A 15,285-nucleotide genomic window follows, 5' to 3' on the forward strand; every position below is an offset into this window, starting at 1 on the left:
CGGCCAGCGGCCGGCACTCCCTCAAGGAGAAATACATGCGAAAGACAGGGATGCTCGTGATCACCGGGCTGCTGCTGGCCCCCGCCGTGCAGGCTGCTCCCGCCTGCCGGGAGCCTGCGGCTGTGGCCCGCGCCTTCTACGAGGCGACGACTGGCAACGGTGATCTGCTGGATCCGCCGGCCGCGCTGGTCAGCGCGGCCTTCGGCAAGGCGCTGCGTGATGAGCGTGCCTGCCAGCAGCGCGAGGAGGGCATCTGCACGATCGATTCCGATCCGTGGCTGGATGCGCAGGATGGCGACATCGACAGCCCCGTGCGTTACAGCTGGAAAGAGGCCTCGGCGACCACCGGCCAGGTAGAAATGCGCTATTTGGTCTGGAAGAAGGCCTACGTGACCCGGTTGCCGATGGTGCGCCAGGGCCAGGGCTGCTGGCAGGTCGATGACATCCTCACCAACAGCGGCCGTTCGGTGCGGAAGATCCTGGCGCAGCCGGTGCCCTGACCGGCGGCAGCATCCACGCAGGGTGCGGTCCAGTTGCCGGCCAGCGGCCGGCACTACCAGGTGATGTTGGGTGGGTGCCGACCGTTGGGCGGCACGCTTCTATCGCGTATGCCCGAACACCAGTTCGATCACGAACTGGCTGCCGAAGAAGGCCAGCAGCAGCAACAGCATTGCCGCCAGCGTCCAGTGCACCGCCTTCATGCCGCGCCAGCCGTAGCGGCGGCGGCCGACCAGCAGCACGCCGAACACGACCCACGACAGCACGCTCAGCACAGTCTTGTGCACCAGCTTCTGTGCCAGCAGGTCATCGACGAACAGCACACCGGTGACCAGGGTCAGGGTCAGCAGCGCGAAGCCGACGGTGATCACCCGGAACAGCAGTGATTCCAGGTCGGCCAGCGGCGGCAGCGCCCGCAGCCACGGGCGGAACTCGCGGCGGCGCAGCGCACGTTCCTGCAGCCACAGCATGATCGCCAGCAGCGCGGCGATGCTCAGCGTGGCGTAGGCCAACAGGGCCAGCCAGGCGTGGCTGGCCAGGCGCCAGCCCAGCACCTTGCTCGGTTCGTGGCCGTAGCTGTGGTAGGCCAGCAGCGCTGCCGCGGCCAGCGGGAACACCACCACGCCCAGTGCCGACATGCGTCCGCGCGCGCCGACCAGCGAGGTCAGCCAGGCCATGCCCAGGCCGACCAGCGACAGCGCGGCGAAGAAGTGCATGTCCGGCCCGCCGTTGGTGCGCATCGCCACCATCACGTGGTAGCTGCCATGCAGCAGCATCGCCGGCAGGGCCGGCCACAGCCAGGTGGGCGAGCCGGTGGTTTCATCGCGGCCGAGCGCGCGCACCAGCAGGGCACTGGCAGCCAGGTAGAGCAGGACGGCGATGAGAACGATTGTCATCGTTGCAGTTTCGCACACCCCTGCGGTGGTGGCGACGGCCCCGTGGCCGCAGTCCGGGGAGACAGCCGGACCCGTTATACTGTCTGCCTTATTGTCCCCCGCTTTCAGACAGGTTGCGCCGCATGTTCGAGTCCCTGACCCAGCGCCTTTCCGGCACCATCGAGCGCCTGCGTGGCCGTGGCCGCCTGACCGAGGAGAACATCCGCGAGGCGACCCGCGAAGTGCGCATCGCGCTGCTCGAAGCCGACGTTGCGCTGCCGGTGGTGCAGGCCCTGATCGAGCGCATCAAGGTACGAGCGGTCGGCCAGGAAGTGCTGAAGTCGCTGACCCCGGGCCAGGCGCTGATCAAGGTCGTGCGCGACGAGCTGACCGCGGTGATGGGCGCCGAAGCCAGCGACCTGAACCTCAATGTGCCCGCGCCTGCCATCATCCTGATGGCGGGCCTGCAGGGCGCCGGCAAGACCACCACGGTGGGCAAGCTGGCCAAGCACCTGAAGGAAAAGCGCAAGAAGAAGGTGATGGTGGTCTCGGCCGACGTCTACCGTCCGGCCGCGATCGAGCAGCTGAAGACCCTGGCCGAGCAGGTCGGCGTGCTGTTCTTCCCGTCCAGTGCCGACCAGAAGCCGGAAGCCATCGTCCGTGCCGCCATCGACGACGCGCGCAAGTCGTTCGTCGACGTGCTGCTGGTCGATACCGCCGGCCGCCTGGCCATCGACGAAGCGATGATGGCCGAGATCAAGGCCCTGCACGCTGCGGTGAACCCGGCCGAAACCCTGTTCGTGGTCGACGCCATGACCGGCCAGGACGCGGCCAACACCGCCAAGGCCTTCGGCGATGCCCTGCCGCTGACCGGCGTGGTGCTGACCAAGACCGACGGTGACGCCCGTGGCGGTGCCGCACTGAGCGTGCGCTACATCACCGGCAAGCCGATCAAGTTCGTCGGCGTCAGCGAAAAGCCGGAAGGCCTGGACGTGTTCCACCCGGACCGTATCGCCAGCCGCATCCTCGACATGGGCGACGTGCTGTCGCTGGTCGAGCAGGTCGAGCAGCAGGTCGACAAGGACAAGGCGGCCAAGCTGGCCGAGAAGGTCGCCAAGGGCAAGAAGTTCGACCTGAACGACATGCGTGACCAGCTCGAGCAGATGCAGAACATGGGCGGCATCGGCGGCCTGATGGACAAGCTGCCGGGCCTGGGCAACATCCCCGACCATCTGAAGCAGCAGGTCAGCCAGGGCAAGGAAGTGCCGCGCATGATCGCCATCATCAGCTCGATGACCAAGAAGGAACGGCGCAACCCGAACCTGCTGAACGGCTCGCGCCGCGCGCGCATCGCCAAGGGCTCGGGCGTGACGCCGGCTGACGTCAACAAGCTGATGAAGCAGTACATGCAGATGGAAAAGATGATGAGCAAGATGGCCGGCGGCGGCATGAAGGGCATGCTGCGCAGCATGAAGGGCATGATGGGCGCCATGGGCGGCCGCGGCATGCCGTTCCGTTGATGCAGCGACGGGGCCGGCGCGCATTGCGACGCGGCCCCGGTCACAATGACTGGCGTATGCTGGATGGCGACTTCTCCAACAGGTATGTCGCGTGAATGCATCGCCGATTCTTGAACGCGCCGACACCTTCTGTCGGCGTTTTTCATTGCAGCTTCCGATCCTGCTGGCACCGATGGCCGGTGCCTGCCCGGTGCCGCTGTCGGCTGCGCTGGCCAATGCCGGCAGCATGGGCGCGATGGGCGCGGTGTTGTCCTCTTCGGCCGATATCGGTCGCTGGATGGACGATTTCCGCGCCGCTTCGACCGGCCCGGCGCAGGTGAACCTGTGGGTGCCGGATCCGGTGCCGACCCGTGACGTTGCCGCCGAGGCTGCCAGCCGCGCCTTCCTGGCGCAGTGGGGCCCGGACGTGCCGGCCAGCGCCGCCGATGCCACGCCCGCCGACTTCGAAGAACAGTTCGCCGCACTGCTGGCCGCACGCCCGGCGGTGGCCTCGACCATCATGGGTGTGTTGCTGCCGCGCCACGTGCAGCAGTTGAAGGATGCCGGCATTGCCTGGATCGCCTGCGCGACCACCTTGTCCGAAGCGCGTGCAGCACAGGACGCCGGTGCCGATGCGGTGGTGGCGCAGGGCATGGAAGCGGGCGGCCATCGCGGTGCGTTCGATCCGGCGATGGCCGAGCGCCAGCTGGTCGGCCTGTTCGCGCTGCTGCCGCGCCTGGCCGATCACCTGCAGATCCCGGTGATTGCCGCCGGCGGTATCGCCGATGGCCGCGGTATCGCCGCCGCGCTCACGTTGGGGGCCAGCGCGGTGCAGATCGGCACCGCGTTCCTGCGCACGCCCGAAGCAGCGATCGCCTCGGCATGGGCCGATGGGCTGGCCGCCAGCGAACCGGAAGACACCTGGCCGACCCGCGCCTTCAGCGGCCGCCTGGGCCGCGGCCTGGCGACCGCCTATGTGCGCGCCGCTGCCGCAGAAGGCGCCCCGCCGCCACGCCCGTACCCGGTGCAGCGCGGGCTGACCGCGCCGATGCGCAAGCAGGCCGCGCAGGAAAACCGCCTGGCGGCGATGCAGGCCTGGGCCGGGCAGTCGGCGTGGATGGCGCCGGCACAGCCGGCCGCCGACGTGCTGCGCGGCATGTGGGGCCAGGCGCAGGCGCTGCTGCGATGACGGTGACCTGCAACGGCCTGCCGGCACAGGTCGAGGATCTGCTGCCGGCGCTGGTCAACTACGGCCATTTCACCTCGCTGCAGGTGCGCGACCACGCGGTGCAGGGACTGGACCTGCATCTGGCGCGGCTGTCACAGGCCACGCGTGCACTGTTCGGCAGCGAGCTGGATACGGTGCAGGTACAGACCTGGATGGCACAGGCCCTGCAGCAGGCCGGCCTGGCCGATGCCTCGCTGCGGGTGACGGTGTACTCGCGCCGGTTCGATTTCCGCAACCCGCTGGCGGCGGTGCCGGTGGACGTGCTGGTGGCAGTATCAGCGCCGGTGGCCCTGATCGCGCCCAAGCGCGTGCGCAGCGTGGTCTGGCAGCGCGAAATGCCGCGGATCAAGCACGTGGGCACGTTTGGCCTGTTCGCCGAGCGCCGCGCGGCGATGGCCGAAGGATTCGACGATGTGCTGTTCGTGACCGCTGATGGCGACGTGAGTGAAGGCAGCACCTGGAACCTGGCCGTGCACGATGGTGAACGGCTGCTCTGGCCGCAGGCGCCGGCCCTGCGCGGTACGGCCGAAGCGCTGCTGAAGCGGCATTGGCCCGATACGCAGTTGGCGCGGCCGTTGGCGCTGGCTGAACTGGGCAGTGTGAAGGCCGCTTTTGCCTGCAACGCCAGCGGCCTGTGGGCGCTGGAGGCCATCGACGGGCATCTCCTGCCAAGCTCGCAGGCGCTGGCTGAACAGGGCAGGGCGGTGCTGGCGGCGGTGGCTTGGCAGGGGCTGGGGTCAGATCCCTTTTGCGGCGCAAAAGGGATCTGACCCCAAGCGAACGCCCGGGGTTGGCTCGGCCGGACTCTACCGCTATAATCGCCCGCTTACCTCGCCATCCTGGCGACTGGGCAATAGGAAAAACACCATGGTCAAGATTCGACTGACCCGCGGCGGCGCCAAGAAGCGTCCGTTCTACCACATCATCGTCACCGACGTGCGCAGTGCGCGCGACGGCCGCAACATCGAGCGCGTTGGTTTCTACAACCCGGTCGCCCAGGGCGGCGAGAAGCGCATCGAGCTGGACCTGGCCCGCGTTGACCATTGGGTCAAGAACGGCGCCCAGCCGACCGACAAGGTCCGCAACCTGATCAAGGAAGCGACCAAGTCCCAGGCCGCTGCGGCCTGATCCTGACGGGCCACGCTTCGGCGTGGCCCTCTTGGTTGAAGCAGATGAAAGATATCGAGCGCCGCATCCTGCTGGGCAGGGTTGTCGGCGCTTTTGGTGTGCGCGGCGAGATCAAGCTCGAGTCCTGGACCGAGCCACGTTCCGCCATTTTCCGTTACCAGCCGTGGATCGTGCGCAGCCCGTCCGGCGTGGAAACCACGATTGAAGGTGTGCGTGGCCGCGACAGTGGCAAGCACCTGGTCGCCCGGTTCCCCGGCGTCGAGGACCGCGATACCGTTGAAGCGATGCGCGGCACCGAGATCTATGTGGCCCGCAGTGCCCTGCCACCGCCGAAGCCCGATGAGTATTACTGGGTGGACCTGGAAGGCCTGGACGTGAAGACCACCGAGGGCGTTGCCCTGGGCCAGGTCTCGCACCTGTTCAGTACAGGCGCCAATGACGTGGTGGTGGTCCGGGGTGACCGCGAGCGGATGATCCCGTTCGTGCAGCCGGACTTCGTCAAGTCGGTCGATTTCGAGGCCAACCTGGTCGTGGTCGACTGGGATCCCGAGTTCTGAGTGTGAGCATGCGTTTCGACGTCATCACCCTGTTCCCCGAGTTCCTCGCCCAGTCCGCTGGACTGGGCGTGGTCGGGCGCGCGCAGGAGAAGGGATTGTTCAGCCTGCATGGCTGGAATCCCCGTGATTACGCCGAAGGCAACTACCGCCGGGTGGACGACCGTCCGTTCGGTGGCGGCCCGGGCATGGTGATGCTGATCGAACCGTTGCAGGCCTGCCTGCAGGCGATCCGCGATGCTGATCCGACCCCGGCGCGGGTGATCTACCTCAGCCCGCAGGGGGCGCCGTTGACCCAGGCCAAGGTACGGGAACTGGCGGCACTGCCGCGCATGGTCCTGCTCTGTGGCCGCTACGAGGGCATCGACGAGCGTTTCCTGGAAGCCAATGTCGACGAGGAAATCTCCCTCGGCGACTATGTGCTGTCGGGTGGCGAGCTGGGTGCGGCGGTCATCATCGACGCCGTGGCCCGCCTGCAGGACGGGGCCCTGAATGACGCTGAATCAGCGGCCCAGGACAGTTTCGAAGGTGATCTGGGCCTGCTCGACTGTCCGCACTACAGCCAGCCGGCCCAGCACCCTCTGGGCGACGTGCCGGACGTGCTGCGCTCAGGCAACCATGCGGCCATCGCCGCGTGGCGCCGCCAGCAGTCGCTGGTCCGTACCGCCCAGCGGCGCCCGGACCTGCTGGATGAACGGACGCTGGGCAAGGCCGACCGCACGCTGCTGGAACAGGGCCGTCAAGCCCAGAAACAGAAGGCCGCCCCCTAGCGCAGGGCCGGCTTTATCGGCTATCATGGCCAATTACCGCCAGCCTAGGCCGGCGCGCGCAGTACCCACAACAAACGTGCAGCACAGTCCGGTGACTGCATGAGCCCACGTTGTCTACATGACACGCCCACCCGAACAAGAATCGGTGTAACCCATGAGCAAGCTGAACAAGTCCATCGTCGCGGAATTCGAATCCGCCCAGATCACCCGTGAACTGCCGAAGTTCAGCCAGGGCGACACCGTTGTCGTCAACGTGAAGGTGAAGGAAGGCAGCCGCGAGCGCGTGCAGGCCTACGAAGGCGTCGTCATCGCCACCAAGAACGCCGGCCTGAACTCCTCGTTCACCGTGCGCAAGATCTCGCACGGCTACGGCGTCGAGCGCGTGTTCCAGACCCACAGCGCCATCATCGACTCGGTCGAAGTGAAGCGTCGTGGTAAGGTCCGCGCCGGCAAGCTGTACTACCTGCGTGGCCTGGAAGGCAAGGCTGCCCGCATCAAGGAAGACCTGGCTGCCGCTGCTGCCGCCAAGGCTGCCCGTCTGGCCGAAAAGGCCTGATAAACAACTTCGGTTGTTGCCGCGACGGCCACCTTCGGGTGGCCGTTTGCGTTTCCGGCATCGCATCGGCCATGCTCAGGTGATGAACGACATCAACCCGCGCTATCCCGCCGTGATCCAGTCGGCGTTGCGCTTCCTCGACGGCAAGGGACTGGCGCGTGTGCAGTCGGCGCCGTTGCTGCATCGCCTGCTGTGGCGCATGGGCATCGCACTGCCACCGCCGATCCTGGCCGGCTTCGGTACCAATGCGCTGGTGCAGGGCCTGTTGTTCGGGCTGTTCTGGACCGCGCTGATGTGGCTGATGCTGTGGCAGGGCAGCGAGCGTCCGCTGGCCTTGCTGCTGGCGGCCGGGCTGTTGGCTGGTGCGCTGTTCGGCGTGGTGATGGCCGGCTTGATGCGCTCGCTGCGCCGTCACCGCAAATTGCCGGAGTGGCGCCAGTTCCGCGCGGGGCAGGCGGACTGAGCCGATGGCGCACTGCGCCGTGACCGCCCGGCACAGGCCGCGGTAGGCTGCCGGCATCATCCCGATGGACGTGCCGTGCGATGCCTGCCAAGCGAACCGCACCTTCCGCTGCGCCCAAGCTGTTGTCAGGCGGTAATCCGCAGATCGCCAAGGGCGAGGGCGATGCCACGGTACAGGCCTATATCGCGGCGATGCCGGACTGGAAGCGGCCGATCGGCGCACGGCTGGATGCGCTGGTCGAACAGGCCGTACCCGGGGTGCACACGGCGGTGAAGTGGAACTCGCCGATGTATGCGGTGGCCGCGGGCGAAGGCTGGTTTCTCAGCTTCCATTGCTTCACCCGCTATATCAAGGTGGCGTTCTTCCGCGGCGCTGCGCTGAAACCGGTGCCGCCGGAGCCGTCCAGGAGTGCCGATACGCGCTACCTGCACATTGCACAGGATGGCGTACTGGATGAAGTCCGGTTTCTTGACTGGGTGCGCCAGGCCGCGGCATTGCCCGGCGAACACATGTAAGCCCACCGTTCTGATCTCCTTGCCGACGAGAGCCGCTGATGGCCACGCATGCACCCAACCCGGCCGATGCCGGAACCCCGGCCGCCGAACTGATCGATGCGCGCATCGCCGAACTGGGCGACTGGCGTGGCGAAGCGCTGGCACGCGTGCGTGCGTTGATCCATGAGGCGCTGCCCGACGTGCAGGAAACCTGGAAATGGCGGGGTACACCGGTGTGGGAGCACAACGGCATCCTGTGCACCGGCGAGACCTACAAGCAGGCGGTGAAGCTGACGTTTGCCAATGGCGCGGCGCTGGCCGACCCCAAAGGCCTGTTCAACGCCAGCCTGGAGGGCAACACGCGGCGCGCGATCAATATCCATGAAGGCGCGATGCCGGATGCCGCCGCGTTCAAGGCGCTGATGCGCGCGGCGGCCATGTTCAACGCGGCGAAGAAGAAGCGGTAGAGCCGGCTGCTGGCCGGCTGTGCCGCGATGCTGCTGGAGAGGCTTGAGGTTGCCGGCCAGCGGCCGGCACTACCGCATCGGTGCGGCATCCGGGTCGGCCACCGGCGACGGCGGGCAGGCCGGAATTTCCGACGGCGTGGCCAGTTCCTCGGCGTGCGAGGGCTTGCCCATCATCTTCGCCTTGCGCCAGCCGCCCCAGCGGTAGTACGCCAACGACAGCAGCATCGACGCCAGCGAGCTGACCGGGAAACTCCACCAGATCGCATCGGCGCCCCAATACGGCTGCAGCAGCTCGGCGAACGGCACGCGCACGCCCCACAGCGAACCGGCCAGGATCAGCAGCGGCGGGATCACCGCGCCGGTGGAGCGCACCACGCCGGAGATCACGAAGCTGACGCCGAAGAACAGGAACGAGCCGATCACCACGTGGTTGAGGTGACGGGCAATGTCCAGCGCCTGGCTGGCCGGCGGCAGGAACAGGGCCAGCAGCTGGCGATCGAACAGGACCAGCGGCAGGATCAGCGCGCCGGTCAGCAGGAAATTGAACAGCACGCCCTGGCGTGCGGTGCCGCGTACGCGGTCCCAGCGCTGTGCACCGACGTTCTGCGCCGCCATCGAAGAGCACGCCGCGCCGATCGCCATCGCCGGCATCTGCAGGTAGTTCCACAGCTGCAGGGAAGCGCCGTAACCGGCGGCGGTGTCGGTGCCGTACTGGTTGACCATGGTCATCAGCAGGATCACCGACAGCGAGATCAGCACCATCTGCAGGCCCATCGGCACGCCCTTGAGCACCAGCGCTTTCAGGATGGTCAGGTCGAGCTTGAACAGGCGCATGTCGGCGCGGCCCAGCCACAACGTGTGGCGCTTGTGCCGCATGTACAGCAGCAGGCCGGCCAGCGACAGCGTCTGCGCGACGAGCGTGGCCCAGGCCGAGCCGGCGATGCCCAGCGCGGGGAACGGCCCCATGCCGAAGATCAGAACCGGGTTCAGCACGATGTCCAGTGCCACCGACACCATCAGGAAACGGAACGGCGTGCGCGAGTCACCGGCACCGCGCAGCGCGGCGGTGAGGAAGGCGAACGCATACAGCGTCGGCATCGCCAGGAAGATGATCTGCAGGTAGGCCTCGGCCAATGGCAGCGAGGCGGCCGGCGTGCCCATCGCCGCCAGCAGCGGATGGGCCATGAACCAGCCGGCGATGGCGATGATCACCGACAGGCCGATGAAGAAGGTAGCGCTGGTGCCGACCACGCGCCGCGCCTGCGCGATGTCGCGCGCGCCGATCGCCTGGCCGATCAGGATGGTCGAGGCCATGCCGAAGCCGAACACCGAGCCGATCAGGAAGAACATGATGTTGTTGGCGTTCGCGGTGGCGGTCAGTGCCGCCTCGCCGAGGAAGCGCCCGACCCAGACCGCATTCACCGAACCGTTCAGCGACTGCGCGATGTTGCCGGCCAGGATCGGCAGGGAAAACAACAGGAGATTGCGGCCGATCGGGCCGGAGGTCAGGTCAAGCGGCGCTTTGGCCATGGAGTGGTGATCGAATCCCGGGAGGCGCACACTAGCACCAAGCCGGTTTGCGGGATGTGGCAATGCGTCAACGACTGCAGGTGAAGCGAAGGCTGGCGCTGGCCTTGATCGGCGCCGCGCTGGCCGCATGTTCGACAGGTGACCGGCTGGGCGATACCCAGGTGCGGCCAACCGACCGCCCCGAGTGCCTGGTCGGCAGCCAGCGCCAGGATCTTTCCGCCGGCGTTCCCACCTTGATCGGGGGCAGTGGCTGCCGCACCGACCCCGACAACCCGCGTCCCCTGAACAAGCGAACGGAGTAGTCCCTGCCGATGACCGAGCTTTCCCCGCTGTCGCCCAGTGTCCGCCTGGACATCTGGCTGTGGGCGGCCCGTTTCTTCAAGACCCGCAGCCTGGCCAAGCAGGCCATCGAGACCGGCAAGGTCAGCGTCGCCGGGCAGCGCCCGAAATCCTCACGCGCAGTGCGCGTCGGTGAGCAGCTGCAGGTCGACCGCGGCGAAGAGCATTTCGAGATCCAGGTGCTGGGCCTGAGCGACCAGCGCGGGCCGGCGCCGACGGCGCAGCAGTTGTATGCCGAGAGTGAGGCCTCGAAGGCGCGCCGTGCCGAACAGCGCGCGTTGCGCATCGCGGCGCGCGATGGTTTCCAGCCGCCGGAGCACAAGCCGGACAAGCGCGCACGGCGGTTGATCCGCGCGCTCGGCGATATCGACGCGTTGTAAGCAGCAGGGCGCCAGACCGGATCCGGCGCCCCCTTGGCTCAGCGCTTGCCGCCCAGCAGGCTGCCGCCGATCTTCAGCAGATCGCCCACGCCGAGCTGGCCGTCACCATCCTGGTCCAGCAGGCTGCCGAGCAGGCCGCCGGCAAGACCGCCCTGCTGCTGCACCTGCTGCTTTTCCTGACCGAGGGCCTGGCTGAGCGAGCCGGCGTCGGCCTGGCCGCCACCGAGGCGCTGGGCGAGGAAAGCCATCACGATCGGTGCGAGGATCTGCAGCAGCTGGCTGGTGCGGCCACTGTCGAGCTGGGTGGCCTGGGCCAGGCCGGTTTCCACCTTCTGCTGGTTGCCGCCGAAGATGTGGCCGAGGATGCCGGCGCCGTCGCTGGCGGCACCACCGCCACCGCCGCCCAGTACCGAACCGAGCACGCTGCCCAGGTCCAGCCCACTGTGGTTGTTCTGCAGCGCGCCGAGCAGCGCCTGCGCGCCCTGCGGCTGCGAGGCGTTGTTGCCCAGCGCGCCCATCAGCACCGGCAGCGCGGCACTGATCGCACCGGAAGCCTGGGTGTCGCTGATGCCGAGCTGCTGCGACACCTGCTGCAGCGGTGCGCCCTGCAGTTTGGCGAGAAGTTCGTCGGTGAGGCTCATCTGCGGAATCCTTGATTGGGGTGGGGCCTGCAGAAGGTACGACGCGGACCGTTAAAACGGCGACGCCGCCTCAAGGGGAGGCGGCGTGCTGTTCACGGGGCAGGGCGATCAGAGCTCGATGTCTTCGGCGCCCGGGGTCGCGGTGGGGAAGTCCGCTTCCGGCTGCGCCGGCTTGAACGGATCCGACGGCTGGCTGGCCAGCGCCTTCAGCGCTGCGGCAACGCCAGCGCCATAGGCCGGGTCGGCCTTGCTGCAGTTGTCGATGTGGCGCTGCTTGATGAAGTCCGGCGCATCGCCCAGGGCGCGGGCGGTGTTGGCGAACAGGCGGTCCTTCTGTGCCTGGTTGTAGCTGCGGAACAGCGCACCGGGCTGGCTGAAGTAGTCGGCGTCGTCCTCACGGAAATTCCAGAAGTCGGCGTCACCGCGGATCTTCATCGGCGGCTCGCGGTACTGCGGCTGTTCCTGCCACTGGCCGTAGCTGTTCGGCTCGTAGTGCGGCAGGCCGCCGTAGTTGCCGTCCACGCGCATCGCACCGTCGCGGTGGTTGCTGTGCACCGGGCAGCGTGCGGCGTTCACCGGAATCTGGTGGTGGTTCACGCCCAAGCGGTAGCGCTGCGCATCGGAATAGGCGAACAGGCGTGCCTGCAGCATCTTGTCCGGCGACGGGCCGATGCCGGGCACCAGGTTGCTCGGTGCGAACGCGGACTGCTCGACGTCCTGGTACCAGTTGACCGGGTTGCGGTTGAGTTCGAACTGGCCCACTTCGATCAGCGGGTAGTCGCTCTTCGGCCACACCTTGGTCAGGTCGAACGGATGGATGCGGTAGGTTTCCGCCTCCAGCTCGGGCATGACCTGGATGAACAGCTTCCACTTCGGGAAGTCGCCCTTCTCGATTGCGGCGAACAGGTCGCGGCCGTGGCTTTCGCGGTCATGGCCGACCAGGATCTGCGCCTGCGCGTCGGTCAGCGATTCGATGCCCTGCTGGCTGACGAAGTGGAATTTCACCCAGAAGCGCTCGCTGTCGGCGTTGGTGAAGCTGTAGGTGTGCGAGCCGAAGCCGTGCATGTGGCGGAAGCTGCGCGGGATGCCGCGGTCGCTCATCACCACGGTCACCTGCAGCAGGGCTTCGGGCAGCAACGTCCAGAAGTCCCAGTTGTTGCGCGCGCTGCGCAGGTTGGTATGCGGGTCGCGTTTCACGGCCTTGTTGAGGTCGGCGAACTTGCGCGGGTCGCGCAGGAAGAACACCGGCGTGTTGTTGCCGACCAGGTCCCAGTTGCCTTCTTCGGTGTAGAACTTCAGCGCGAAGCCGCGGATGTCACGCTCGGCGTCGGCGGCGCCACGCTCGCCGGCCACCGTGGTGAAGCGCGCGAACATCTCGGTCTGCTTGCCGACCTTCTCGAACAGCTTGGCGCGGGTGTACTTGCTGATGTCGTGGGTGACGGTGAAAGTACCGAACGCGCCCGAGCCCTTGGCGTGCATGCGGCGCTCGGGAATGATCTCGCGGTTGAGGTTGGCCAGCTTCTCCAGCAGCCAGACGTCTTCCATCAGCAGCGGGCCACGTGGGCCGGCGGTCTTGCTGTTCTGGTTGTCCACCACCGGTGCGCCGAAGGCCGTTGTCATCGGCGTGACCGGATCATCGCCGTGCTTCTGCTTGGGCGTGGTGCTCAGTTCACGCTGCTGCTGGGCGCCTTCCGCCGGCGACGGCGCGGTGTGATACGGGCACTTGGGGCTGTTGTTATCGGACTGGCTCATGGCTGGCTCCTGCAGGTGAAGACGGGGTGGAACATCTTCACTCGACTTTAGCTATGGCCAGATGAAATGAATAATCGAATGAATCATTCACTTCTATAGCTTCTGTCTATCGATTGTTGGGAATTCATTGCCGGGGCCTTGTTCCGGTCGCCCGGCGGCTCGCGTCCCGACACGCTCCGATCATGGGCCAGCAGTGCTCGATTCGACGATGCGCACCGGGCGTGCTAGGCCGTCGAATGCATCCACATAACGACGATGAAGCATCCCGTCCCGGCGCAGCTGGGTGTCCTGCATCGGCCGGATCTGGGTGGTCAGCGGATTCCCGCGTGGCGCCAGTTGCGTTCCATAGCGTGCGGGGTAGGGCCCCGATGCGCCTGCCTTCACATACCGGGTTTCCTGTACCACCAGGCCGGCACGGCGAAGGCGCTCGATCTGCAGGTCGCCGATGTTGGCGGTGTAGTCGTTGCCGAAGACATACTCGGCCTGCACGCCGTCGGGCCGGTTTTCCCAGGTTGTTGAAACGCAGTTGGAGGTGCAGCCACCGGTGAATGACCAGTGTGGTGAGTATGTGTACGTCCAGGAGGCGGGCTGGATGCCGGGCCCGGACAGGGTCTTGGATACCAGCGACTTGGCCATGTAGGCATTGGGAATGCCGAATGAGCCAAACCCGAAGTTGGAGGAACTAGTGCCGATGATGCCGCAGCTGCCAGGCGTATTGTCCGATCCGTGGATCAACTGGCGAAGCGAGAACACCCCTTGTGCACCGCTGGGATGGCGCATGGTGATCACATCGTTGAAGGCCGGGTCGCCGGCATCTTCCGAGCGGAATCCCGTTGCATTCTGCGCGCAGGAATTCATGTAGAAGCCTGGATTCAGGACGGGGGGCACCATCGTCCACGGCATGGCGCCCACATGGCGGTCGGTGGAGAAGGTCCAGCGCGACTGGTCGGGAAGTACGACTTCGTTGAGCGTGCGCCCCCAGTAGCTGTCGACGTAGTTGTAACGCCAGGTGCGATCCCCGGCCCGGACGGCGCCGATCTTGCCCTGCGCGTCATAGTCGATATCGATCCGGGCTCCGTCATTGGAAATGATCGCCAGCAGGCGGGTCGGGTTGGCACCGTCGTAGCTGTAACTGACCCAGTTGCCGTGGCGGTCCTCGACACGTGTCGCGTAGAGGAAGACATCGACGACCGGAACCAGCAGGTAGGGCTGCGATGTGCCATTGCCATTGCCATCACGATAGTACTCGTTGGCCAGCACGTCGTGCTGGTCGCGGACCGCCATCCAATCGAAGAAGTAACGGGTGCCATCGGTGGTCCGCACCACAAAACCTTCGCCGGTTCCATTCCTGATGGCTGGCAGGCAGCTGACGCGCCACTGGCTGGCCGAGGTACCAATGTAGGTTGCCCCATCCTGGGGCAGGCTTGCCCCTGCTTCCTTCAGCAACAGGGATTCATAACCGACCGCAGGGAGGTTGATGAAGATGCCGCTCCAATAGGTGTGCTTCGGGATGACCCGGGTGTTGAAGTCCGGTGACGGGCCCACCCACTCGGTCGGGGACAGGTTGCTGCCGCTGCAGCGGCCGCCGCCCGCCGCGTTCCAGCCCCGGCGTTGATCGTAGGAGCCCATCATGTAGGGGGCATCGATCTCCCAGGACGCCCCCAGCGGGGCGGCAGCGCGATCCAGTCCCTGTTTCTGCTTCGGCGTTGTGCGGGTGAATGCGACCCGCATTCCACTGCTGGTCGGCACCACGACATCGGTCTGCGAGAACTGCAGCGTGCCATCCTTCCTGTTTAGGGAATCACCAAACAGATCATCGCCAAGCGCCGAGACCCGCGCACCCCGCAGGCGTTCGTCGTAGGTACGCTCGCTGCTTACGAATTCCTGTGCATCGGCCACGCCACACACCAGCAACAACGCTAGAACCGTACGCCGCATGTTCGTTCCCTCGTGATCGAATCCCTTCGCTTCGATGCCGCGGCATGTTGCCCGGCCCCATTGCATGCCGCTGGGATCGCAGTTTCAGTGACTGTGCGGAACGGCGCCCCAGCTCCCCTGTGGCGGTCTGCGTGGCCGAGTATGCAGGATTCTCCGCGGTGGCTTCCAGGGGG

At 66.6% G+C, this 15,285-nt stretch carries 18 protein-coding genes; 13 read left to right on the plus strand and 5 right to left on the minus strand.

Annotated elements, in window-relative coordinates:
* Positions 1–35 precede the first annotated feature (35 nt).
* Positions 36–500 (plus strand): YqhG/Tai3 family protein, encoded by a 465-nt coding sequence (locus AC5P8Y_RS05420; protein ID WP_049404740.1) that lies wholly within the window; start codon positions 36–38, stop codon positions 498–500.
* A gap of 99 nt (positions 501–599) precedes the next feature.
* Here the strand turns inward: AC5P8Y_RS05420 and AC5P8Y_RS05425 are convergent, their stop codons facing one another.
* Complete coding sequence (locus AC5P8Y_RS05425) at positions 600–1,394, minus strand: cytochrome C assembly family protein (RefSeq protein ID WP_033833375.1); 795 nt, start codon at positions 1,392–1,394, stop codon at positions 600–602.
* A 122-nt stretch (positions 1,395–1,516) separates the two neighbouring features.
* Here AC5P8Y_RS05425 and ffh point away from each other — a divergent pair, with 122 nt between their 5' ends.
* The 10 genes from ffh (at position 1,517) to AC5P8Y_RS05475 (ending at position 8,532) form a co-directional block, all read left to right on the plus strand.
* Complete coding sequence (gene ffh, locus AC5P8Y_RS05430; protein WP_005408591.1) at positions 1,517–2,893, plus strand: signal recognition particle protein; 1,377 nt, start codon at positions 1,517–1,519, stop codon at positions 2,891–2,893.
* Positions 2,894–2,984: 91 nt separating this feature from the next.
* Positions 2,985–4,061, plus strand: coding sequence for an NAD(P)H-dependent flavin oxidoreductase (locus AC5P8Y_RS05435; protein ID WP_033833376.1), 1,077 nt, complete (start codon positions 2,985–2,987; stop codon positions 4,059–4,061).
* Positions 4,058–4,870, plus strand: coding sequence for an aminotransferase class IV family protein (locus tag AC5P8Y_RS05440; RefSeq protein WP_049404745.1), 813 nt, complete (start codon positions 4,058–4,060; stop codon positions 4,868–4,870). Before AC5P8Y_RS05435 ends, AC5P8Y_RS05440 begins: the two co-directional genes overlap by 4 nt.
* Positions 4,871–4,967: 97 nt before the next feature.
* Entirely contained in the window at positions 4,968–5,228 is a 261-nt protein-coding gene (gene rpsP, locus AC5P8Y_RS05445; protein ID WP_005408594.1) for a 30S ribosomal protein S16, read from the plus strand.
* A gap of 44 nt (positions 5,229–5,272) precedes the next feature.
* Positions 5,273–5,785 (plus strand): ribosome maturation factor RimM, encoded by a 513-nt coding sequence (rimM, locus tag AC5P8Y_RS05450; RefSeq protein WP_005408595.1) that lies wholly within the window; start codon positions 5,273–5,275, stop codon positions 5,783–5,785.
* Between the two features lie 8 nt (positions 5,786–5,793).
* Positions 5,794–6,552 (plus strand): tRNA (guanosine(37)-N1)-methyltransferase TrmD, encoded by a 759-nt coding sequence (trmD, locus tag AC5P8Y_RS05455; RefSeq protein ID WP_049404746.1) that lies wholly within the window; start codon positions 5,794–5,796, stop codon positions 6,550–6,552.
* A gap of 154 nt (positions 6,553–6,706) precedes the next feature.
* A complete protein-coding gene (gene rplS / locus AC5P8Y_RS05460; RefSeq protein ID WP_005408597.1) occupies positions 6,707–7,108 on the plus strand; it encodes a 50S ribosomal protein L19 in 402 nt (133 codons plus the stop codon).
* A gap of 82 nt (positions 7,109–7,190) precedes the next feature.
* Complete coding sequence (locus AC5P8Y_RS05465) at positions 7,191–7,571, plus strand: DUF6404 family protein (protein ID WP_012479532.1); 381 nt, start codon at positions 7,191–7,193, stop codon at positions 7,569–7,571.
* Between the two features lie 80 nt (positions 7,572–7,651).
* Complete coding sequence (locus AC5P8Y_RS05470; protein ID WP_049404748.1) at positions 7,652–8,086, plus strand: DUF1801 domain-containing protein; 435 nt, start codon at positions 7,652–7,654, stop codon at positions 8,084–8,086.
* 38 nt (positions 8,087–8,124) lie between these two features.
* The gene (locus tag AC5P8Y_RS05475) at positions 8,125–8,532 is read left to right on the plus strand and encodes a DUF1801 domain-containing protein (protein ID WP_033833379.1); all 408 of its coding nucleotides are present in this window, start codon (positions 8,125–8,127) and stop codon (positions 8,530–8,532) included.
* 69 nt (positions 8,533–8,601) lie between these two features.
* Here the strand turns inward: AC5P8Y_RS05475 and AC5P8Y_RS05480 are convergent, their stop codons facing one another.
* Positions 8,602–10,062 carry an MATE family efflux transporter gene (locus tag AC5P8Y_RS05480; protein ID WP_033833380.1) on the minus strand — a complete coding sequence of 487 codons (1,461 nt, stop codon included), beginning with the start codon at positions 10,060–10,062 and terminating at the stop codon, positions 8,602–8,604.
* A 62-nt stretch (positions 10,063–10,124) separates the two neighbouring features.
* Here AC5P8Y_RS05480 and AC5P8Y_RS05485 point away from each other — a divergent pair, with 62 nt between their 5' ends.
* Both AC5P8Y_RS05485 and AC5P8Y_RS05490 read left to right on the plus strand, forming a co-directional pair.
* Positions 10,125–10,364 (plus strand): hypothetical protein, encoded by a 240-nt coding sequence (locus AC5P8Y_RS05485; RefSeq protein WP_005408602.1) that lies wholly within the window; start codon positions 10,125–10,127, stop codon positions 10,362–10,364.
* A 9-nt stretch (positions 10,365–10,373) separates the two neighbouring features.
* Positions 10,374–10,781, plus strand: coding sequence for an RNA-binding S4 domain-containing protein (locus tag AC5P8Y_RS05490; protein WP_005408603.1), 408 nt, complete (start codon positions 10,374–10,376; stop codon positions 10,779–10,781).
* A 38-nt stretch (positions 10,782–10,819) separates the two neighbouring features.
* On the opposite strand, the gene AC5P8Y_RS05495 is transcribed toward AC5P8Y_RS05490, so the two are convergent.
* The 3 genes from AC5P8Y_RS05495 to AC5P8Y_RS05505 all read right to left on the minus strand — a co-directional run bounded on the left by AC5P8Y_RS05495 (position 10,820) and on the right by AC5P8Y_RS05505 (position 15,112).
* The gene (locus AC5P8Y_RS05495) at positions 10,820–11,422 is read right to left on the minus strand and encodes a DUF937 domain-containing protein (protein ID WP_005408604.1); all 603 of its coding nucleotides are present in this window, start codon (positions 11,420–11,422) and stop codon (positions 10,820–10,822) included.
* Between the two features lie 108 nt (positions 11,423–11,530).
* Positions 11,531–13,174, minus strand: a complete 1,644-nt coding sequence (locus tag AC5P8Y_RS05500; protein WP_005408605.1) for a catalase — start codon at positions 13,172–13,174, stop codon at positions 11,531–11,533.
* 180 nt (positions 13,175–13,354) lie between these two features.
* A complete protein-coding gene (locus AC5P8Y_RS05505; protein ID WP_049404752.1) occupies positions 13,355–15,112 on the minus strand; it encodes a hypothetical protein in 1,758 nt (585 codons plus the stop codon).
* Positions 15,113–15,285: the final 173 nt, after the last annotated feature.

Source organism: Stenotrophomonas sp. YJH_SMC_12-1 (assembly GCF_059370935.1).

What these genes read in the sequence shown, in the direction of transcription:
- AC5P8Y_RS05420 (WP_049404740.1), top strand. Translation starts at nt 36, where the DNA reads ATGCGAAAGACAGGGATGCTCGTGATCACCGGGCTGCTGCTGGCCCCC.
- AC5P8Y_RS05490 (WP_005408603.1), top strand. Translation starts at nt 10,374, where the DNA reads ATGACCGAGCTTTCCCCGCTGTCGCCCAGTGTCCGCCTGGACATCTGG.
- AC5P8Y_RS05495 (WP_005408604.1), bottom strand. Translation starts at nt 11,422, where the DNA reads ATGAGCCTCACCGACGAACTTCTCGCCAAACTGCAGGGCGCACCGCTG.
- AC5P8Y_RS05505 (WP_049404752.1), bottom strand. Translation starts at nt 15,112, where the DNA reads ATGCGGCGTACGGTTCTAGCGTTGTTGCTGGTGTGTGGCGTGGCCGAT.
- rimM (WP_005408595.1), top strand. Translation starts at nt 5,273, where the DNA reads ATGAAAGATATCGAGCGCCGCATCCTGCTGGGCAGGGTTGTCGGCGCT.
- rplS (WP_005408597.1), top strand. Translation starts at nt 6,707, where the DNA reads ATGAGCAAGCTGAACAAGTCCATCGTCGCGGAATTCGAATCCGCCCAG.
- ffh (WP_005408591.1), top strand. Translation starts at nt 1,517, where the DNA reads ATGTTCGAGTCCCTGACCCAGCGCCTTTCCGGCACCATCGAGCGCCTG.
- AC5P8Y_RS05475 (WP_033833379.1), top strand. Translation starts at nt 8,125, where the DNA reads ATGGCCACGCATGCACCCAACCCGGCCGATGCCGGAACCCCGGCCGCC.
- rpsP (WP_005408594.1), top strand. Translation starts at nt 4,968, where the DNA reads ATGGTCAAGATTCGACTGACCCGCGGCGGCGCCAAGAAGCGTCCGTTC.
- AC5P8Y_RS05440 (WP_049404745.1), top strand. Translation starts at nt 4,058, where the DNA reads ATGACGGTGACCTGCAACGGCCTGCCGGCACAGGTCGAGGATCTGCTG.
- AC5P8Y_RS05465 (WP_012479532.1), top strand. Translation starts at nt 7,191, where the DNA reads ATGAACGACATCAACCCGCGCTATCCCGCCGTGATCCAGTCGGCGTTG.
- AC5P8Y_RS05470 (WP_049404748.1), top strand. Translation starts at nt 7,652, where the DNA reads ATGCCTGCCAAGCGAACCGCACCTTCCGCTGCGCCCAAGCTGTTGTCA.
- AC5P8Y_RS05480 (WP_033833380.1), bottom strand. Translation starts at nt 10,062, where the DNA reads ATGGCCAAAGCGCCGCTTGACCTGACCTCCGGCCCGATCGGCCGCAAT.
- AC5P8Y_RS05500 (WP_005408605.1), bottom strand. Translation starts at nt 13,174, where the DNA reads ATGAGCCAGTCCGATAACAACAGCCCCAAGTGCCCGTATCACACCGCG.
- AC5P8Y_RS05485 (WP_005408602.1), top strand. Translation starts at nt 10,125, where the DNA reads ATGCGTCAACGACTGCAGGTGAAGCGAAGGCTGGCGCTGGCCTTGATC.
- trmD (WP_049404746.1), top strand. Translation starts at nt 5,794, where the DNA reads ATGCGTTTCGACGTCATCACCCTGTTCCCCGAGTTCCTCGCCCAGTCC.
- AC5P8Y_RS05425 (WP_033833375.1), bottom strand. Translation starts at nt 1,394, where the DNA reads ATGACAATCGTTCTCATCGCCGTCCTGCTCTACCTGGCTGCCAGTGCC.